This is a genomic window from Providencia alcalifaciens (assembly GCF_020271745.1).
In the GTDB taxonomy this organism is placed as follows: domain Bacteria; phylum Pseudomonadota; class Gammaproteobacteria; order Enterobacterales; family Enterobacteriaceae; genus Providencia; species Providencia alcalifaciens_B.
On record NZ_CP084296.1, the window covers coordinates 3,889,644 to 3,906,425 of the forward strand.

At 42.2% G+C, this 16,782-nt stretch carries 14 protein-coding genes and 2 tRNA genes; 7 read left to right on the forward strand and 9 right to left on the reverse strand.

Translation table 11 applies throughout. The features are described 5' to 3' along the window. The first annotated feature begins 5 nt into the window (after positions 1–5). The 3 genes from LDO51_RS18080 to LDO51_RS18090 all read left to right on the forward strand — a co-directional run bounded on the left by LDO51_RS18080 (position 6) and on the right by LDO51_RS18090 (position 2,125). Positions 6–623 carry a DMSO/selenate family reductase complex B subunit gene (locus tag LDO51_RS18080; protein ID WP_036952921.1) on the forward strand — a complete coding sequence of 206 codons (618 nt, stop codon included), beginning with the start codon at positions 6–8 and terminating at the stop codon, positions 621–623. A gap of 1 nt (position 624) precedes the next feature. Continuing rightward, complete coding sequence (locus LDO51_RS18085; protein ID WP_225575666.1) at positions 625–1,401, forward strand: dimethyl sulfoxide reductase anchor subunit family protein; 777 nt, start codon at positions 625–627, stop codon at positions 1,399–1,401. 124 nt (positions 1,402–1,525) lie between these two features. Then, complete coding sequence (locus LDO51_RS18090) at positions 1,526–2,125, forward strand: TorD/DmsD family molecular chaperone (protein WP_225575667.1); 600 nt, start codon at positions 1,526–1,528, stop codon at positions 2,123–2,125. A gap of 61 nt (positions 2,126–2,186) precedes the next feature. On the opposite strand, the gene LDO51_RS18095 is transcribed toward LDO51_RS18090, so the two are convergent. Beyond that, entirely contained in the window at positions 2,187–2,729 is a 543-nt protein-coding gene (locus LDO51_RS18095) for a DUF924 family protein (RefSeq protein ID WP_225575668.1), read from the reverse strand. Positions 2,730–3,183: 454 nt separating this feature from the next. On the opposite strand from LDO51_RS18095, the gene LDO51_RS18100 reads away from it, so the two are divergent. Continuing rightward, complete coding sequence (locus tag LDO51_RS18100) at positions 3,184–3,459, forward strand: hypothetical protein (RefSeq protein ID WP_225575669.1); 276 nt, start codon at positions 3,184–3,186, stop codon at positions 3,457–3,459. Positions 3,460–3,528: 69 nt separating this feature from the next. Here LDO51_RS18100 and LDO51_RS18105 read toward each other — a convergent pair whose 3' ends face one another. Genes LDO51_RS18105 through LDO51_RS18125 form a run of 5 tightly spaced genes read right to left on the reverse strand, consistent with a single transcriptional unit; the run spans position 3,529 to position 9,719 of the window. Further along, positions 3,529–5,271 (reverse strand): acetyl/propionyl/methylcrotonyl-CoA carboxylase subunit alpha, encoded by a 1,743-nt coding sequence (locus LDO51_RS18105; RefSeq protein WP_225575670.1) that lies wholly within the window; start codon positions 5,269–5,271, stop codon positions 3,529–3,531. Next, positions 5,258–6,862, reverse strand: a complete 1,605-nt coding sequence (locus LDO51_RS18110; RefSeq protein ID WP_225575671.1) for an urea amidolyase family protein — start codon at positions 6,860–6,862, stop codon at positions 5,258–5,260. The genes LDO51_RS18105 and LDO51_RS18110 overlap by 14 nt, the downstream gene beginning before the upstream one ends. A gap of 8 nt (positions 6,863–6,870) precedes the next feature. Beyond that, complete coding sequence (locus LDO51_RS18115; protein ID WP_225575672.1) at positions 6,871–7,677, reverse strand: putative hydro-lyase; 807 nt, start codon at positions 7,675–7,677, stop codon at positions 6,871–6,873. Continuing rightward, positions 7,674–8,453, reverse strand: a complete 780-nt coding sequence (locus LDO51_RS18120) for a LamB/YcsF family protein (RefSeq protein WP_225575673.1) — start codon at positions 8,451–8,453, stop codon at positions 7,674–7,676. Before LDO51_RS18120 ends, LDO51_RS18115 begins: the two co-directional genes overlap by 4 nt. Before the next feature lie 27 nt (positions 8,454–8,480). Continuing rightward, positions 8,481–9,719 carry an NRAMP family divalent metal transporter gene (locus LDO51_RS18125; RefSeq protein WP_132495390.1) on the reverse strand — a complete coding sequence of 413 codons (1,239 nt, stop codon included), beginning with the start codon at positions 9,717–9,719 and terminating at the stop codon, positions 8,481–8,483. A gap of 428 nt (positions 9,720–10,147) precedes the next feature. On the opposite strand from LDO51_RS18125, the gene LDO51_RS18130 reads away from it, so the two are divergent. Together LDO51_RS18130 and gltP are read left to right on the forward strand one after the other, a co-directional pair. Beyond that, positions 10,148–10,810, forward strand: coding sequence for a GntR family transcriptional regulator (locus LDO51_RS18130; protein ID WP_225575674.1), 663 nt, complete (start codon positions 10,148–10,150; stop codon positions 10,808–10,810). 395 nt (positions 10,811–11,205) lie between these two features. Next, positions 11,206–12,513 (forward strand): glutamate/aspartate:proton symporter GltP, encoded by a 1,308-nt coding sequence (gene gltP / locus LDO51_RS18135; protein WP_225575675.1) that lies wholly within the window; start codon positions 11,206–11,208, stop codon positions 12,511–12,513. A gap of 453 nt (positions 12,514–12,966) precedes the next feature. Here the strand turns inward: gltP and LDO51_RS18140 are convergent, their stop codons facing one another. From LDO51_RS18140 to LDO51_RS18150, 3 genes are all read right to left on the reverse strand, one after another. Continuing rightward, on the reverse strand, positions 12,967–13,254 hold the full coding sequence (locus LDO51_RS18140; protein WP_154599427.1) for a putative quinol monooxygenase: 288 nt from the start codon (positions 13,252–13,254) through the stop codon (positions 12,967–12,969). 444 nt (positions 13,255–13,698) lie between these two features. Then, positions 13,699–13,774: transfer RNA gene (locus LDO51_RS18145), tRNA-Thr, on the reverse strand. Positions 13,775–13,779: 5 nt separating this feature from the next. Then, positions 13,780–13,867 (reverse strand) — tRNA-Ser (locus tag LDO51_RS18150). A 215-nt stretch (positions 13,868–14,082) separates the two neighbouring features. On the opposite strand from LDO51_RS18150, the gene rcsD reads away from it, so the two are divergent. Further along, positions 14,083–16,782 (forward strand): phosphotransferase RcsD, encoded by a 2,700-nt coding sequence (gene rcsD / locus LDO51_RS18155; RefSeq protein ID WP_225575676.1) that lies wholly within the window; start codon positions 14,083–14,085, stop codon positions 16,780–16,782.

Genomic DNA, 16,782 nt, shown 5'->3' on the forward strand with positions numbered 1-16,782 from the left:
AATTGATGAAACAGTATGGCTTTTATTTTGACTCCACAAAATGCACTGGCTGTAAAACCTGTCAGGTCAGTTGTAAGGACGAAAAAGATTTAGACTTAGGTCCTAAATTCCGCCGAGTATATGAATTCGGTGGCGGTAGTTGGCAGAAGCAAGACGGTATTTGGCAACAAAACGTCTATAGCTACTATCTGTCTATTTCGTGTAACCACTGTTCGAACCCAACTTGCGTAGAAGGTTGCCCAACTGGCGCAATGCACAAACGCAGTGAAGATGGTTTAGTGGTTGTTGACCAGTCTATCTGTGTAGGTTGTCGTTACTGTGAACTGCGTTGCCCATATGGTGCACCACAGTTTGACGAAAAGAAAAAACTGATGAGCAAATGCGATGGCTGTTATGAACGTGTCGCAAAAGGAATGAAGCCGGTTTGTGTAGAGTCTTGCCCGCAGCGCGCTTTAGATTTCGATGACATTACCGTTTTACGTGAGTTACACGGTACGGAGTGCGGCATTGCACCAATGCCAGATCCAAGCCTGACTAACCCGAATATCGTCATCAAGCCACACAAAGATGCTAAGCCATCGGGTGATAAAAGTGGCGAATTGAAAAACCCTGCGGAGGTCTAATATGCATGAGTTACCACTGGTTTTCTTTACTGTCTTAGGGCAATCCGCGGCGGGTTTATTTCTGTTAGCTTATATTGCGAAAAAAATGGGTTCAATCGACGATAAGCAGCTGAAAACAGCCAATATTATCGGATTTATCATTGTGATGATTGGCTTGGGTATTGGCGCACTGCACGTCGGCCAACCACTGCGTTTCTTCAATATGTTGTTGGGCGTGGGTCGCTCACCAATGAGTAATGAAGCGTTCTTAAGTGGCGTGTTTGTGGGTTGTGCTGCCGCTACACTGTTTTTCACCCACTTTGTTAAACAAGCAGCTCTGCGTGAGTTGTCTAACATTGCGGCGGTGATTTCAGGGTTAGCGTTCGTTTGGTCAATTCCGCAGGTGTATAACATTGCGACAATTGCTAACTGGGATACCCAATTTACCACGCTGCAAATGTGGACAACCCTGTTTGTGGGCGGTGGCGCACTTGCGATGGCAATCGGCGCTCGTGGTTTAGGGTTAACAGCGTTTTTAGTCGGTACCTTTGCGATTTTTGCCAGCCGTGCCAGCTACCAAGCATTTTTAAGCGAAACAGCACCCGTATTAAGTACAGAGCAGACAGGCTTTTGGGGCTTCCAAGTGATTGTATTAGCGATTGCCTTAGCCGCATTCGTTGGATTTGCTATCAAGCAGCGTTCACCAAAAATCCCATTACTGACCTGTGCAGCTGCCGTATTACTCGCAGAACTGTCTGGTCGTATTGCCTTTTATAACCTGTGGCAAATCACCATGTAAGGTGCTATAACCGCAGATTATGGTTAGCAGTATAAGATAAATAATAATATAAGAGCCTGAATTCAGGCTCTTTGTTTTAAGTTAATTGAAGCTTTAAATTAATTGCGGCTTTATAGGTAATATCATGCAAACTCTCGATACCACACTTTTTCGTATTTTAGGGGGAATGTTTTACTACTCTCCTGAAACCCCCACGTTTCAAACGCTGCAACCTGTACTGCGTGAAATCCCATCCCTGTATGATTGGCAGGAATCCACTCAGCTGATTGCCGATTGTGAAGCATTAAGTGATTACCCAGCAGACACGCTTACCTATGATTTTTCGATTCTTTTTGAAGGTCAAGGTGCAATGCCAGCGCCACCGTGGGGCTCGGTGTATCTGTCGCACGACAACACCGTTATGGGGGATTCCACCAGCGCCTATCGCCAGTTTTTAATGTCCCATGGGTTGGTTACCGATACGGGATTACGGGAACCGGAAGACCAATTTGGTCTGATGTTAATGGCAATTTCAGCACTTGCAGAGCAAGGTCAAGACGACGCCATTGTGGAATTACTCGAACAACATTTATTGCCTTGGGCGGAACGTTACTTAACGTTAGTCCAGCAAACATTAACTGAACATGAGTTTTACCCGACCCTTGCCAAAATCACTCAAACCTATTTGACTGATGTGCAAAAACAGCTAGGTCTACAGCCTGTGACGGCTGAACTTTTCCGTTAATAAACCTTAAAATAAAATGAGTTTGCTGACACCTGAGCAAACTCATTTTTATGTAGACGAACTAGAATGACGAGTTAGGCTGCTGTAAAAAAGCAATTTCTTCTCGAGTTGACGGTCGGCCGAGGATCTCATTGCGGTGCGGGTAGCGCCCAAACTTATCGATAATGGCCTTATGGCGCATTTCATAATCCAACGTACTATCATCCCCTAACATACGAAATAGCTCTACCGCTTGCAGGTGGATAAAACTTGATTCTGAATGCATAAACGGCATCAACATAAATTTGCGCTGAGAGAGCGTAAGCAAATGATAATCCGGCTGCTTAATAGCTTCTTGCGCTAATACTAACGCCATCGTATCTTGCGCGAATGCTTTTGGTGTATCACGCCATAAATTACGGGAAAACTGGTCAAGAATAATAATCTCCGCTAAACGACCGCGAATAGAGACTCGCCAATAAGCCAGCTCCCCTTTTGCCGCTTGTTCACTGAGCGCAGTAAAACGTTTTGCGATGGTTAAGTCAAATTTCTCGCTTTTTTCAAACCACTGTTTTGGGGTCGATTCTTCAAACCAAAATGAAAGCACTTCTTCCACTGCATTCATAAGTTACCTATTTATATTATTATTGCGATATTAGGTTCATCGTAGATAAAAACAGTTCAAATTGACAGGATGGAGATCTGAAAACACAAATTTGCAGATAAAAATTTTGTTATTTGCGAGCTAGACCTAAAATAATCGCGATAACACTCTGTAACTTCCTACTGTTTTTTATTGCATCACGTTTTTATTGCATCAAAAGAAATATTCTTTTTTTGATAATGATAAATGCACTATTACACCTTCTTATTTGCTATTTAATGTGAATTTAAATTTATCTATCGTATGAATACATACATTTATTTAATCCAATGTTAGAATTTAACTTATTATTTTGTAGACTAAGCATTTTATAGACAAAACACTTTATAGACAAAGTAAGCGCCCGTATATATTGAGCGTGTTGATTTGACATCTTGGGTGTACTTCATTAGCAGTGAGTGGGAAGGCAAGATAAATGGCAGGACATATGGTACTTATCGGTTGGGCGTTGTGGGTCAGTCCTTGTGGCACCGATTCATGTGATGCATTACCCGTGACCGAAACCATTTTTACCCAAGAACAATGCATGAGCCGAAAATCCTATTTAGAGGCAAAACGCCCTAATTTATTTTTCTTATGTGGTGAAGTTTATCGTGATAGCGATGAAATAGCCAAAGAGGAAAAAAGTGTCATTCCCGCACCTAACCCACCATTACCCGTACGCAACTTACCGGAACGTAAATCACGTTGAGTTACAATTAAATGGGTAAGGCGGTGGCTGTTCGCCACCCCCTATTAATTAGCCATTAGCCATTTACAGTTAAATAATCTCCGCAATTTTATTATCTGCATTAATAAAATCCCCTTGTTTAGCCGTATATTTCAGTTCCCCTGAACGATGGGCTATGACTTGAACTTCCATTTTCATTGCCTCCATCACACCAATTATTTCCCCTTCAGTCACCTTATTGCCCTGAGGAACTAACCAGTTGAATAGCACGCCTGAAATGGGGGCATTCACACTGTTAGGGTTATTTTCCATCCCTTGAGGCGCTGAGGTAACTGGCGTTGGGTTTAGCGCCATTCCAGCAAACAGTTGCGCGGGTAAACCCAGCTCGCAACGTTTTCCGTCAATTTCAATAAATGAACGTGTTAACGCTTGTTCAGCTTGCGGTAACTGGCGTTTCGCAGGTGGAATTTCAACGCTAAATTCTGTTTCAATCCAGCGAGTATGCACTTTAAAGTTTTCACAAAAATCCGCTTGTTCCATCACCGCACGATGGAAAGGTAATACGGACGCAACTCCTTCAATCTTAAATTCAGCTAATGCACGGCGCGCACGCACAATCGCCTGTTCACGGGTTTGCCCGACCACAATTAATTTTGCCATTAGCGAGTCAAAGGTACCGGGAATGGTTTTGCCTGTTTCAACGCCACTATCAACACGGACCCCTGGGCCTGATGGAGCATCAAAACGTAAAATGGTTCCCGGAGTTGGTAAGAAGCCATTCCCTGCATCTTCCGCATTGATACGAAATTCAAAAGCGTGACCACGAGGTTTAGGGGTTTCTTGAATACTCAAAGGCAAACCTTCCGCAATACGTAGCTGCTCAACCACCAAGTCAATTCCTGCTGTTTCTTCTGTGACCGGGTGTTCAACCTGCAAACGGGTGTTCACTTCTAAGAAGGATAAAGTGCCTTCTTGGCTTAATAAGAACTCAACCGTTCCCGCCCCCACATAGCCGGCTTTACGGCAAATATCCGTGGAAGCGCGAATAATTTGTTGCTCCAGTTCAGGGGTTAAAAATGGTGCTGGTGACTCTTCCACCAACTTTTGATTTCGGCGTTGCAATGAACAATCCCGCGTTCCCACGACAACAACGTTACCATGGGTATCGGCGATGACTTGCGCTTCAATATGGCGCGGGTTATGCAAAAATTGCTCAATAAAACATTCCCCACGACCGAATGCCGCTGTCGCCTCACGCACCGCAGAGTGGTATAACTCTTCGACTTCGTGCATCTGCCATGCCACTTTTAAACCGCGACCACCGCCGCCAAATGCGGCTTTAATTGCGATGGGCAGCCCATGTTGATGGGCAAACTGCACCACTTCTTGGGCGGTTTCAACCGGGTCTTTGGTTCCTACAACAAGTGGCGCACCCACTTGCAAAGCAATATGGCGGGCTTGAACTTTGTCCCCCAAAATATCAATACTTTCTGGGCTTGGTCCAATCCAAATCAATCCTGCTTGTTGTACTGCTCGCGCGAATTCAGCACGTTCAGAAAGAAAACCGTAGCCGGGATGTACCATGGTTGCACCGGATTTTTTCGCCACTTCTATCAATTTTTCAATATTTAAGTAGCTCTGTGCTGGGGTATTTCCACCTAGCCCATAAGCTTCATCCGCCATGTTGACATGCAATGCGTCAATATCACTATCGGCATACACTGCCACAGACGCAAAACCATAATCACGGCAAGCACGAATAATGCGTACGGCTATCTCACCGCGGTTGGCAATCAATACCTTATGCTGTGTATTTTTATTATTGGTATTCATAAGCTTCATGACTCCCTTCAAGTTGATAAAATTCACGTAATGGATTAAAGCGGATTTTGCCATTCACGGGGATTTGCCCCGCAAGATCCAAATGATAGTCACACACCGCCCCGATCACTGGATATCCCCCCGTCAATGGGTGGTCATTTAAAAATAAGACTGGCTGCCCATTAGCTGGGACTTGGATAGCGCCAATACAGGTGCCTTCGCTTGGTAGTTCTTGCAACAGTTCACGGCTTAGCGGCACTTCACCTGCAAGGCGTAACCCAATACGGTTTGAAGCGGCAGTCACCTGCCAAACTTGCTGGCGCAGTAATTCGGCAGCTTGTTCAGTAAACCAATCGGTTCTAGGCCCCATTACCACATCCAATACCACCACGTCATCTGCTGTCGGGTAGTTAAAGGCGGGCGATTCAGTGAGTGAAATGGCGCGATGGTTCATTTTCTGGTGAATCGATAAAGATTGCCCAATCATTAATGGTGCGGGACCAACCTGAGCTAAAGTATCGAATGAGCAGCTTTCAAGAATCGGTGCCACAGAAAAGCCTCCGCGTACTGCAAAATAGCTACGTACACCTTTAGTTGGGCGTCCTAATTGCACCACATCCCCTTTTGCGAGGTGAATAGGTTGGTAAGTTGCTGAGGTATATGTTTGCCCGTCTTCCGTGGTGATGGTTATAGGGCACTCGGCGCCTGTAATACCGACCAACAGATCCCGATTAGCGCGGACTTTTAAGCCGCCTTGCGTCACTTCCAGTACAGTTGATTGCGTACAGTTACCGACCAAACGATTTGCACTGTATAGCGCCGATTTGTCCATCGCTCCTGATTCAGAGATCCCTAATGCTGATTGCCCTATACGCCCTCTATCCTGAAATAAGGTTTGTAGTCCTGTCGCCAGCACCGTGAGATCATAAGTTTGGTTCTCATCGATAGGTTTAATGTTAGTTCGGCTGGGTAAACTATAGCTCACGGAACTCTTGCTTTGGTCAACAAATTGCACCCGATAACCTGCTTGTAAAAGCGCAGGTTCTGGGCGATTAATATCCCACACAGCTAAATCAGTCTGACCTATCAGTTGCCAACCACCGGGGCTGGCTTGTGGATACACGCTACTAAATTCCCCCGCTAATGCCACTGAACCTGCGGGAATTCGGACGCGGGGGGATTGACGGCGCGGTACCTGTAATTGCGCTTGCTTCGATACCATATAACCAAATCCAGGCGCGAAACCACTAAATGCCACCAGATATTCACTTTCAGTATGACGGCGGATCACCTCTTCGATAGAGGCCCCTAAATACTCCGCCACTTCCGGTAGATCTTCCCCGGTATAGAGGACTGGAATGGTCACTAATTTTCCCGTTTTAGCTTCACTACCTTCAATGTTGCGCAGAGAAATTTGCTGCACAATCGCATTAACATGCTCAATTGCTGGGTTATAACGCACTAATACCGTTCGTGCCGCTGGGGTTATCTCTTCAATGCCATTAATTGGGCGATGCGTTAATGAGTCTGTCAGTGCCATTGTCTGTTCAAGACTCGGCAGTTCAACCATAAACGCGCTTAAATTGACAGGTAAAAAACGCATAAGTCCCCCTATACGTGGTAAGCGGCGTCAGGAACATCCGTGATAAACATATATCCCGGAGCATGACTTAACGCAAAAGGAACACCCGACTTCATCACCGCCGCTTGAGGGGTCACACCACAAGCCCAAAATACGGGAATTTCACCGTCTTCAATACGGACTGCATCCCCAAAATCAGGGCGCATAATATCTTGGATCCCCAGTAATTCTGGTGCGCCAACATGTACGGGAGAGCCATGTACCGCGGGAAAACGCCCCGATATCATGACGGCATCGGCAACACGGTCAGCAGGGATCGGACGCATGGATACAACTAGCTCGCCCTCTAAACGCCCCGCAGGACGACATAATCGGTTAGTTTTATACATCGGTACATTGGAACCATCGGTAATGTGGCGAACATCAATACCCGCCTCTATCATCGGTGTTTCAAAGGTAAAACTGCACCCAATCAAGAAAGTGACTAAGTCAGGGTGTTGCTGATAAATGGCCGTCGCATCCGTAATTTCATCCACCAATTTACCCTGTTCCCATACGCGATAACGAGGAATATCGGTACGCAGATCGGCGCCTTCGGCTAATACGGTTTGCCAACTCCCTGATTCGCACACATCCAAAACAGGGCAACTTTTGGGATTACGTTGAGCATAAAGTAGGAAGTCAAACGCCCAATCTCGCGGCAATGCAATCATATTGGCTTGGGTCATTCCCGGTGCCATCCCTGCTGTTGGTTTGTCATAGCCATGGCGAATCGCTTCTCTCGCCGCTTTCGCAGCTTGAATTGCCTCTTTTGAGGCTTTCATTAATGCATTCACGCTTGACCTCTCTTTCCTGCAAATGCACGGATACCGATCCCTTGCAGCTCAAAGAGCTCACGCACTTTTTTCGCCATCTCTAACGCACCGGGACTATCCCCATGTACACAAATGGAACCCGCTTCAATGGGAGTGAATTTCCCATCAATAGCGACCACACCGCCTTCATTCACAAGCTGTAACATGCGCTTAGCCACTAATTCTGGGTCATGCAGGACAGAGCCTGCTAGCTTGCGAGACACCAGCGTACCATCGCTGTTGTAAGCTCTATCCGCAAAGGCTTCTGCGACCACCGTCAAACCACTCTCTTTTGCCCAACCAATCAATGGAGATCCTGCCAATGCCACCAGCGTTAATCGGTTATCAATCCTCAAAATCCCATCAATGACGGCCATTGCTTGGCGTTTGTCATGGGCAATAGTGTTATATAGTGCGCCGTGTGGCTTAACATATTCCACTTGGGTGCCAGCCGCCGTTGCAAGCCCCTTTAATGCGCCAATTTGATAAATCACGTCTGCGGTTAATTCGTTAGACGCAATATCCATATTTCGACGGCCAAATCCGACTAAGTCAGGGTATCCCACATGTGCTCCCACCGTTACACCCTGTTTTTGCGCGGCAATGAGTGTTTGGAGGATCCCATCGGGAGAACCCGCATGAAACCCACAAGCAATGTTGGCACTACTGACAATGCTCAGCATTGCCTCATCATTGCCCATTTTCCATTGACCAAAACTTTCACCAAGGTCGCTATTTAGGTCGATTTGCTTATTCATTATTGTTCCTCAATCCTTGATAACGGCTTATTTTAAGTAGTTGAAAATTGCACTCACGGACATGGCGCCCATGTACCAGGTTAACGCGCAGGTCACGACACCCGACCACAGTAACCAACGTGGGTAATGATACCCTTCCATTAAATCTGCACGTTTCCAGCCGATATAGACAAACAGAGTCAGGCCAATCGGTAAAATCAAGCCGTTAAAGCCACCTGCGAAAACCAATAAGGCTGCTGGCGCGGTTCCCATTAACAGGTAAACAGCCAATGAAACAGCGATGAACAGGATAGTGGCAATATTACGTTGTCTTTCCGTAATGGAAGATTTAAACGCTTTTAAAAAGCTCATGGAGGTATACGCTGCGCCGATAACGCTAGTCAGTGCTGCCGCCCATAAAATTAAACCGAAAATACGTAAACCGAAGTTACCTGCTGCGGCTTGGAAGGCTTGAGAGGCAGGGTTCGCCGCTTTACCGGAAATATCAATTGTCACACCACTAGCAACCACACCTAAGATGGCTAAAAACAGGACATAGCGCATTACGCCGACGACGATGATCCCTTTGGTCGCTGCGCTAGAAACCGCTTTGATGTTTTCGACGCCAACTTCGCCTTTATCCAGTAAACGATGCGCCCCTGCGTAGCAGATATAGCCACCGACCGTACCGCCCACAATCGTGGTGATCATCGCAAAATCAACGGTATCTGGCAGTACGCTTTGGCGTAATGCTTCGCCAATTGGTGGGTTAGATGCAATCATCACAAATAAGGTTAAGCCAATCATGACCAAGCCTAATGCAATGATTAATCTATCAATAAAGCTACTGGCTTTGCGGGACGAGAATATATAAATCGCTAAGAGCGCACTGAGTAAACCGCCCCATTTGGGATCTAACCCCACCAACGCATTCAAACCTAACCCTGCCCCGGCAATGTTACCGATATTAAATATCAATCCCCCAAAGATGACCAACACAGCCAGTAGATAGCCACTTCCGGGAATGGTTGCATTGGCGATATCCGATGAGTGCATTTTCGTGAGTGTAACCACTCGCCAAATATTTTGCTGTACCACGAAATCAATCACGATGGAGGCTAAAATACCAAACGCAAATGCGGCACCTAAAGTGACGGTAAATGTCGCGGTTTGGGTGATAAATCCGGGGCCAATCGCCGATGTTGCCATTAAGAAAATAGCGCCAATCAGCGAGGAACGACGTTTCTTCACATATTCTGCTGTCGAGATATTTTCATGAGCTGCCATATGCATACTCCTCTGTAGTTTTTGTTGTTATCTGTATTTTGATGTTGTGCAAGTTTTTTAATACTGACTCGTTTGTAGAGGCAATTTTCGTGCCATTGTTCTATCAATAGTATGAATTGTTAACTTATTGAATATAGATTGTTGAACAATTAATACGTAGCGATGAATAATTAAGCAATCAAAATCGTTTCCGATGAGTTAAAAATCAAATCTTGATCACTTTTTTAACAATTAGCGTTTACCTGTAACATTAAGGATGAGAGCCGTAATACGTCAAAGCACCAATTTAGTGCTCAAAAATAAAAACGCCCTGAATTAGTGCATAAAAGGAATCTTGCTGCCCTACGGCGAATATGTGAAGATAGCGCTTAAATACCTGTTTTAATGAACTGTTCACCCTACTTTTCTTCAACTAGGCTCGCCTTTTTATGAAAAAACAGCCCGTCGCACAAACGTTGTCAGTCACTATCGCAGAAACCATCCGCCATAAAATTACTATTGGTGAGTTAACTCCGGGACAACGTTTATCAGAAGCCGCATTAAGTGAAGAGCTGGATATTTCCCGTAATACCTTAAGGGAAGTCTTTCGCGTATTAACCCAAGAAGGTCTACTCACCTACGCCCCCAATAAAGGTGTGTATGTTTCCGTCCCTGATATGGCGGCGATTATTGATATTTACCAAGTACGTAGATTAATTGAATGTGATTCCTTGACTCATGCTTATGCTTTGCATCCCGCCGTTCAAACAATGAAACTTGCTGTCGCTGAAGCTCGGGAACATGAAAAAACGGAAAATTGGGTGGGTGTAGGTACCGCCAATATGAAGTTTCATACCGCGATTGTGGAATTGTCGGACAGTGAAAGGTTAATTAAGCTTTATCATAATATCACCGCTGAATTACGATTAGCCTTTGGTCATTTAAATGATGCCAAACTGCTCTACGCTCCCTACATTGATAAAAACCAAGCTATTTTAGAGTTACTTGATGCAGGTCGAAATCAAGATGCGGCCACTGCTCTTTTACACTACCTCGATTTATCTGAACGAACATTACTTGCCGCCTACAAGCGTAGCCAATCACGACTATAAAATCCTCAATCTTGCAGATTGCTCGTCTTATTCCACGCCTTTTGTTCCCCCTCTATTTTTTTAATTCAGTATCTATGCAAATAACCTTGCATAGATATTGCAGAATTAAACACCCCATAAAAACTTTAACTCACAAAAATTGTATTTAACAATTTTTATGGATTAGATTAATCGCTTTTTATAATTAATATCGAAACATATGCAGATACAAATTTAAATATAAATTAACAAATCAACTAATTTCAGCAACTTAATTTACACTTTGTTATAGATAACCATTGTAAATAACTCTACTTTCTCGAATAAATGATTGTGGTTTTTCCGAATATTAGTTATAAAACTGAGCATAATAAAAATACAATGTTAAATATTATTAATATAAACGAGAATTATTTATGACATTAAACAACATCGTTCCAAAAAAACCATTTAAATTTGGTTTAGGGTGGCAGATTCTAGTTGCGCTTATTTTAGGTGTTATCGTTGGCGCTTTATTGCATGAAAGCGTGGAATACAAAGATTGGTTAATACTGAATGTTCTCTCTCCCGCAGGTAAGATTTTTATTCAATTAATCAAAATGATTGTTGTGCCTATCGTCATTTCGACCTTGATTGTGGGGATAGCCGGTGTCGGAAATACAAAACAATTAGGTACGCTGGGTTTCAAAACGATCCTTTACTTTGAAGTCATTACTACCATTGCCATCATTGTGGGCATTTCGTTTGCCAATATCTTCCAACCAGGTGTGGGCATTGATATGTCTCAGCTCACTCAAGTGGATATTTCTCAGTACCAAAAAACGACGCAGGAGGTTGCTAGCCATCCTTCAGGGATCGTGAATACTTTATTATCTTTGGTACCGAGCAATATTTTTGCTGCTATGGCGAGTGGCGATATGCTTCCGGTGATCTTCTTCGCGGTTTTATTTGGTTTAGGGTTATCCTCTTTACCAGTAGCAAAAAAACAACCGCTGTTAGATGTTCTGCAAACCTTTTCTGAAACCATGTTCCGTGTGACCAACATGATCATGATGTATGCACCAATCGGGGTGTTTGCATTAATTTCCGTCACCGTTGCAAACTTTGGATTTACTTCATTGGTACCACTGCTGAAGTTAGTTATTTTGGTTCACTGTGCGATTATTTTCTTCGCCGTTGTGGTACTTGGAATTGTGGCTCGTTATTGCAAAATCAATATTTTCACGTTGATGAGAATATTAAAGGATGAGCTGCTTCTTGCTTATTCAACAGCCAGCTCTGAAACTGTACTTCCACGTATTATGGATAAAATGGAAAAGTATGGTGCGCCAAAATCCGTCACCAGTTTCGTTATCCCAATTGGTTATTCATTTAACTTAGATGGCTCAACGTTATATCAGAGCATTGCCGCCATTTTTATTGCTCAGCTATATGGTATTGAGCTGTCATTAGGGCAAGAGCTTATTTTAGTCTTTACCTTAATGATCACTTCCAAAGGTATTGCGGGGGTTCCAGGGGTTTCATTTGTCGTCTTACTGGCAACGTTAGGTTCTGTGGGTATTCCATTAGAAGGTTTAGCCTTTATTGCTGGCGTTGACCGTATCCTCGATATGGCAAGAACCGCACTTAATGTGGTTGGTAACGCGTTGGCCGCCTTGATTATCGCCAAATGGGAACACAATTATGATGAGAAAAAAGCTCGAGAGTATGAGGAGAGTTTTTGATTAAGGACTAATTATCCTGGTTCCTCTTATTTATAACCTAAGCCATCTTTAAAAGATTAAAGATGGCTTTGAATATAACCTACCTATATATCTAGCTACTTTTACATAATTTGAAATTTAATTTATTACTTATGTGATATTTACTCGCAAAATTTTATTTGGTTGCTACGCTAAATATACCCTTTAATTTAGGTCATTCTTTATTTGGATTAGCAGCAATGAATCAGGTCAGACGCTTTCTTACATTCTTAAACGTTTTACAGCATCTAATGGTCATTTTTGTATTTACACTGTCATATTTTATGTTTCAGAATTGGCTATAATTCGATAAAGTTGAATGTAAACCCAAAGCCCCCTTCTATAGTAAAACAATACACCGACTATTTAGGGGGAAACTTCTGAGACGTTATTTGGATGCATTTTACAGTGGATATTTAAGTGCACTACTCCGTGTTAAAACGCCGCATCCATCAAGATAAATTTAGGCTCCGCTCTTTGATAGTGGTTAATCATCGGCACTAATCGTTGGAAGTGTTCAGATGCACAATGTGAATCTAATGCGGCTCGATTGGGCCACTCTTCAATAAAAACAAAATGCCCAGGATCCTTTTCATCAATATAAAGGTCATAAGCGATACATAGCGGTTCTTTCTTTGTTGCTTCAACAAGTGCCTTATAGAGTGGCAACACGATTTCTACCGCTTCCGGCTTGATAAAATCTTCAGCAATGACTTTTAGCATTGTAATCCTCTTTATTTAACTTGTTAAAATTCAAATCAATCCCTTCCAGCTCAGCGGGTTGCGGAAATAATTACTGATTCAGCTTACCATTCATATTTTTAATTATCTGCGCAAATTTTGCCTCATCTTCATCAGAAAGATAATCAGAGTATTTTTCAATAACGCGCTGAATTCACTCTGCCTAAGCAATAATTTTCTCAGTTGCTTTGTTGATGTCATCTTGATGGGTATTCATGTTGAGCCTCATTAACCTGCATCATGACAAAAAGAAGGCATCATGCGTTTGGTTAATGATCATCAAATATACCTTTACATGGCATATAAAGATTACTGAAAGCTTATCCTAGCGACAGAAATGTACTGAAAATACAAGGTGAAATTGAGGATACAGATAATTAATAAAGAAAGAACCCGCTATATCTTTCGATATAGCGGGTTCTTATTTGGTGCCGGCTACCGGAGTCGAACTGGTGACCTACTGATTACAAGTCAGTTGCTCTACCAACTGAGCTAAGCCGGCTAATTTGGCGGAGAGATAGAGATTCGAACTCTAGGATGGTTGCCCATCGGCGGTTTTCAAGACCGCTGCCTTCGACCGCTCGGCCATCTCTCCATGGGGCGCGATTATGGAGGAATCCCGGGGGCTTGTCTACCCCTGACAGTAAAATAATTGCATTTTTTTGTTCATTTGACTAATCTTCACTCAATTGTTCTCTATTGCCCTAAAAAAATGCTAATATCTGTGCAAAATCGGTGTCTATAGCGTGCCTAGGCGTATGATTTTTAATCTGATTAATCTAATTTGCCAGTGTGACAGCGTGGAACTGTATGTACAAACAATTATTATTAAAACCGAATGTTCTTTCTCGCATTTTTATTGCCTTTATTGTGCTACTCGTCACAATGCTTTCATTGTCACTCTATAATTATTATCACGCATGGATGTTAGCGCACCAAGCCGCTATCAACACCCTTGCTAATCGGCTCGCTTATCAAATTGAAGATTATCGCTATCAAGCGGGCCACATCTATAAGCTGGCGAATGATAAAACCACACCAGACTCTGTTAGTGACATTTCCGTGACAGAAATGCGCCACGATATTTATTGGCTAAGTAGTAATAACCAGACCATTGATTCCGTTGTGTTTGGTCTCAATAAACCAAGCAATAAAATCTTAGCGGCAAAGCTCGCAAACTATATGGAGATTGTATGGGGGGCACGGAATGAATTTAACTCCATGTACTACCTGAATGGGCAAGACAACTCCTTAGTACTAGTCACAACCTCTTCCATTCTAAAGCCAGAGTTACGCTATAAAGAAAGTTATTTAACGCTAACGGCCGAAGATAAACGCTCTGATATGATCACGCAATCAACATTATTAGATCGCCGTGAAGTTATCTCTAATATGCAGAAAAATGCGCAGGATAATGTTTACTTCTATACCTATCGTTTAGTCTTTAACTCACCAGGGCGCTTAAGTAGCGTGATCTCCTTTGATATTTCTATCAATTCAATCCTCCCTTTTACATTACAGGGCGATGATATTTCACTCTCGCAACGACCGAATAATCAAGAAAATATCCAAGCGACCAGCGACCTCGTTGGTACCAACCTGATGTTATCTCAACCCATTGAAGGCACAAATTACCAGATTAACTATACCCTTTCGCTGAAAAGTATTATTTTCGGGGTACTAAGTTACAATTTTTGGTTAATTACCTGCATGATTGCCGTCAGTGTTTTAGCGCTGATCACCACAATGTTTATCCGTAAGCGAATTATTTCACCTAATGCTTCAATGCTGGATGAGCTTCAGTTTAAAGATTCCCTTAATAATGACATTCTTAACCATATTTCTTATGGCATCCTAGTCTTTGATTTTAATAGCAATAAAAAATTATTGAGCAACAGTATCGCGAACCACTTATTGCCGTCTATGGACCTGATTCATATCAAAGAGATGGCAACCGATCATAATGATGTCATTCAAGTTTCCATAGAAAACAATATCTATGAAATTATTTTGGTGAAGAGCTTAATTAAAGAAAATACCATTTTGTTTATCATCATAGATAAAGATAAAGAAGTTTTGACGCAGAAACGCCAAGAAATGGCTACGCGTGAGTATCAAAGAAATATTCAACTTAGAAACGTGGTTTTCGAGAATATTTGTCAGGAAGTTCTGCCGGTCATTAACCAGATTGATACCAAATTTAATCAATTGAGCACTTCATTCGACGAGCCTAAAAATCCATTATTATCTGAAATTCAAAACCAACTGTTTTATATCAATAATTGGTTTAGAAATATCGAGCTTATTAGCCAGCTTGAAACTCAACAGATTGAGTTTAAAACAGAAAAATTTGCTGTTGGTCAGGTGATTAACCAATACCTTAAACAAAACTTAACCCATTTAAATCGGAAAGGACTTTCATTCTATTTTTATAACAATATTAATCCGGACTCATTAATTGAAAATAATCTAGCTTATTTCCAGATTTTATTTCAATCAATTTGGGAATACTCAATAGAAACCACAGCCTTTGGTAAAATTGTCGTTTCAATTGACTACCTTGCAGAAAAAAATGAAGTTTCTATTGATATAAAAGACAGTGGAATTGGATTATCTCATATTGAATTGAATAACTTGCACAGCCCATTCACGGGGAAAACGCAAAGTTCATATCAATTTAAGCGTTCCGGCATGACCTTTTATCTCTGCAAATTATTAACGAAAAAAATGCAGGGAACATTTAGTATCAAGTCAAGTGATACCATCGGTAGCCACTATCAAATTAGGCTTCCAGCGCAACCTCAAATGCAAAGCCATGAATCCCCTGCTCTGCTTGAAGATATTTATATTCGTTTAAATATTCAGAATATTGATACGCATCGAATTGTTAAACAGACCTTATCCCATTATGGTGCTGAGTTTCTTGATATCGATGAAAGCTCGCAGCATAGTAACTGGGATCTATTGATCGCCGACAATGATGATATTTCCTTTAATAACATGATTAAAGTTAAGGGAAATCTATCTTCAATAAATTGTATTAACCAAAATTACATTGAAGTTAACTACAATTTCGCAGATGAACTTCTCGAGGCTATCTCATTATTGATAGAACAAGCGGATGAAGTAGAAGATAATAATCAATCCGAGCTACCTTCATCACTCGTTCTACAAGAAAATAACTCTCAATCGAATAATTCCATCAATAGCATTCTTTCAGACTATCATTTAATTCTCTCAAAGAGCGATTATAAAGATTTGTTTATCTCAACAGTACCGATAGATATTAATAAACTGTATAATAGTGAAAGTGTTGCGAATTTAACCGAATTAAAAGACACTGCACATCGTTTAAAAGGAGTTTTTGCTATGCTTGAATTTCATTATCTTCATAAACTTTGTGAAGATTTGGAGCATTACATAGCAGATGAAAACGGATTTGAAATAAAAAATTGCATTAGAGAACTGGATGTCTCAGTGAAAAGACTAATGCCAGAAGGTAACCAATAA

What these genes read in the sequence shown, in the direction of transcription:
- rcsD (WP_225575676.1), top strand. Translation starts at nt 14,083, where the DNA reads ATGTACAAACAATTATTATTAAAACCGAATGTTCTTTCTCGCATTTTT.
- LDO51_RS18085 (WP_225575666.1), top strand. Translation starts at nt 625, where the DNA reads ATGCATGAGTTACCACTGGTTTTCTTTACTGTCTTAGGGCAATCCGCG.
- LDO51_RS18125 (WP_132495390.1), bottom strand. Translation starts at nt 9,719, where the DNA reads ATGGCAGCTCATGAAAATATCTCGACAGCAGAATATGTGAAGAAACGT.
- LDO51_RS18120 (WP_225575673.1), bottom strand. Translation starts at nt 8,453, where the DNA reads ATGAATAAGCAAATCGACCTAAATAGCGACCTTGGTGAAAGTTTTGGT.
- LDO51_RS18140 (WP_154599427.1), bottom strand. Translation starts at nt 13,254, where the DNA reads ATGCTAAAAGTCATTGCTGAAGATTTTATCAAGCCGGAAGCGGTAGAA.
- LDO51_RS18105 (WP_225575670.1), bottom strand. Translation starts at nt 5,271, where the DNA reads ATGAATACCAATAATAAAAATACACAGCATAAGGTATTGATTGCCAAC.
- gltP (WP_225575675.1), top strand. Translation starts at nt 11,206, where the DNA reads ATGACATTAAACAACATCGTTCCAAAAAAACCATTTAAATTTGGTTTA.
- LDO51_RS18130 (WP_225575674.1), top strand. Translation starts at nt 10,148, where the DNA reads ATGAAAAAACAGCCCGTCGCACAAACGTTGTCAGTCACTATCGCAGAA.
- LDO51_RS18095 (WP_225575668.1), bottom strand. Translation starts at nt 2,729, where the DNA reads ATGAATGCAGTGGAAGAAGTGCTTTCATTTTGGTTTGAAGAATCGACC.
- LDO51_RS18100 (WP_225575669.1), top strand. Translation starts at nt 3,184, where the DNA reads ATGGCAGGACATATGGTACTTATCGGTTGGGCGTTGTGGGTCAGTCCT.
- LDO51_RS18110 (WP_225575671.1), bottom strand. Translation starts at nt 6,862, where the DNA reads ATGCGTTTTTTACCTGTCAATTTAAGCGCGTTTATGGTTGAACTGCCG.
- LDO51_RS18090 (WP_225575667.1), top strand. Translation starts at nt 1,526, where the DNA reads ATGCAAACTCTCGATACCACACTTTTTCGTATTTTAGGGGGAATGTTT.
- LDO51_RS18080 (WP_036952921.1), top strand. Translation starts at nt 6, where the DNA reads ATGAAACAGTATGGCTTTTATTTTGACTCCACAAAATGCACTGGCTGT.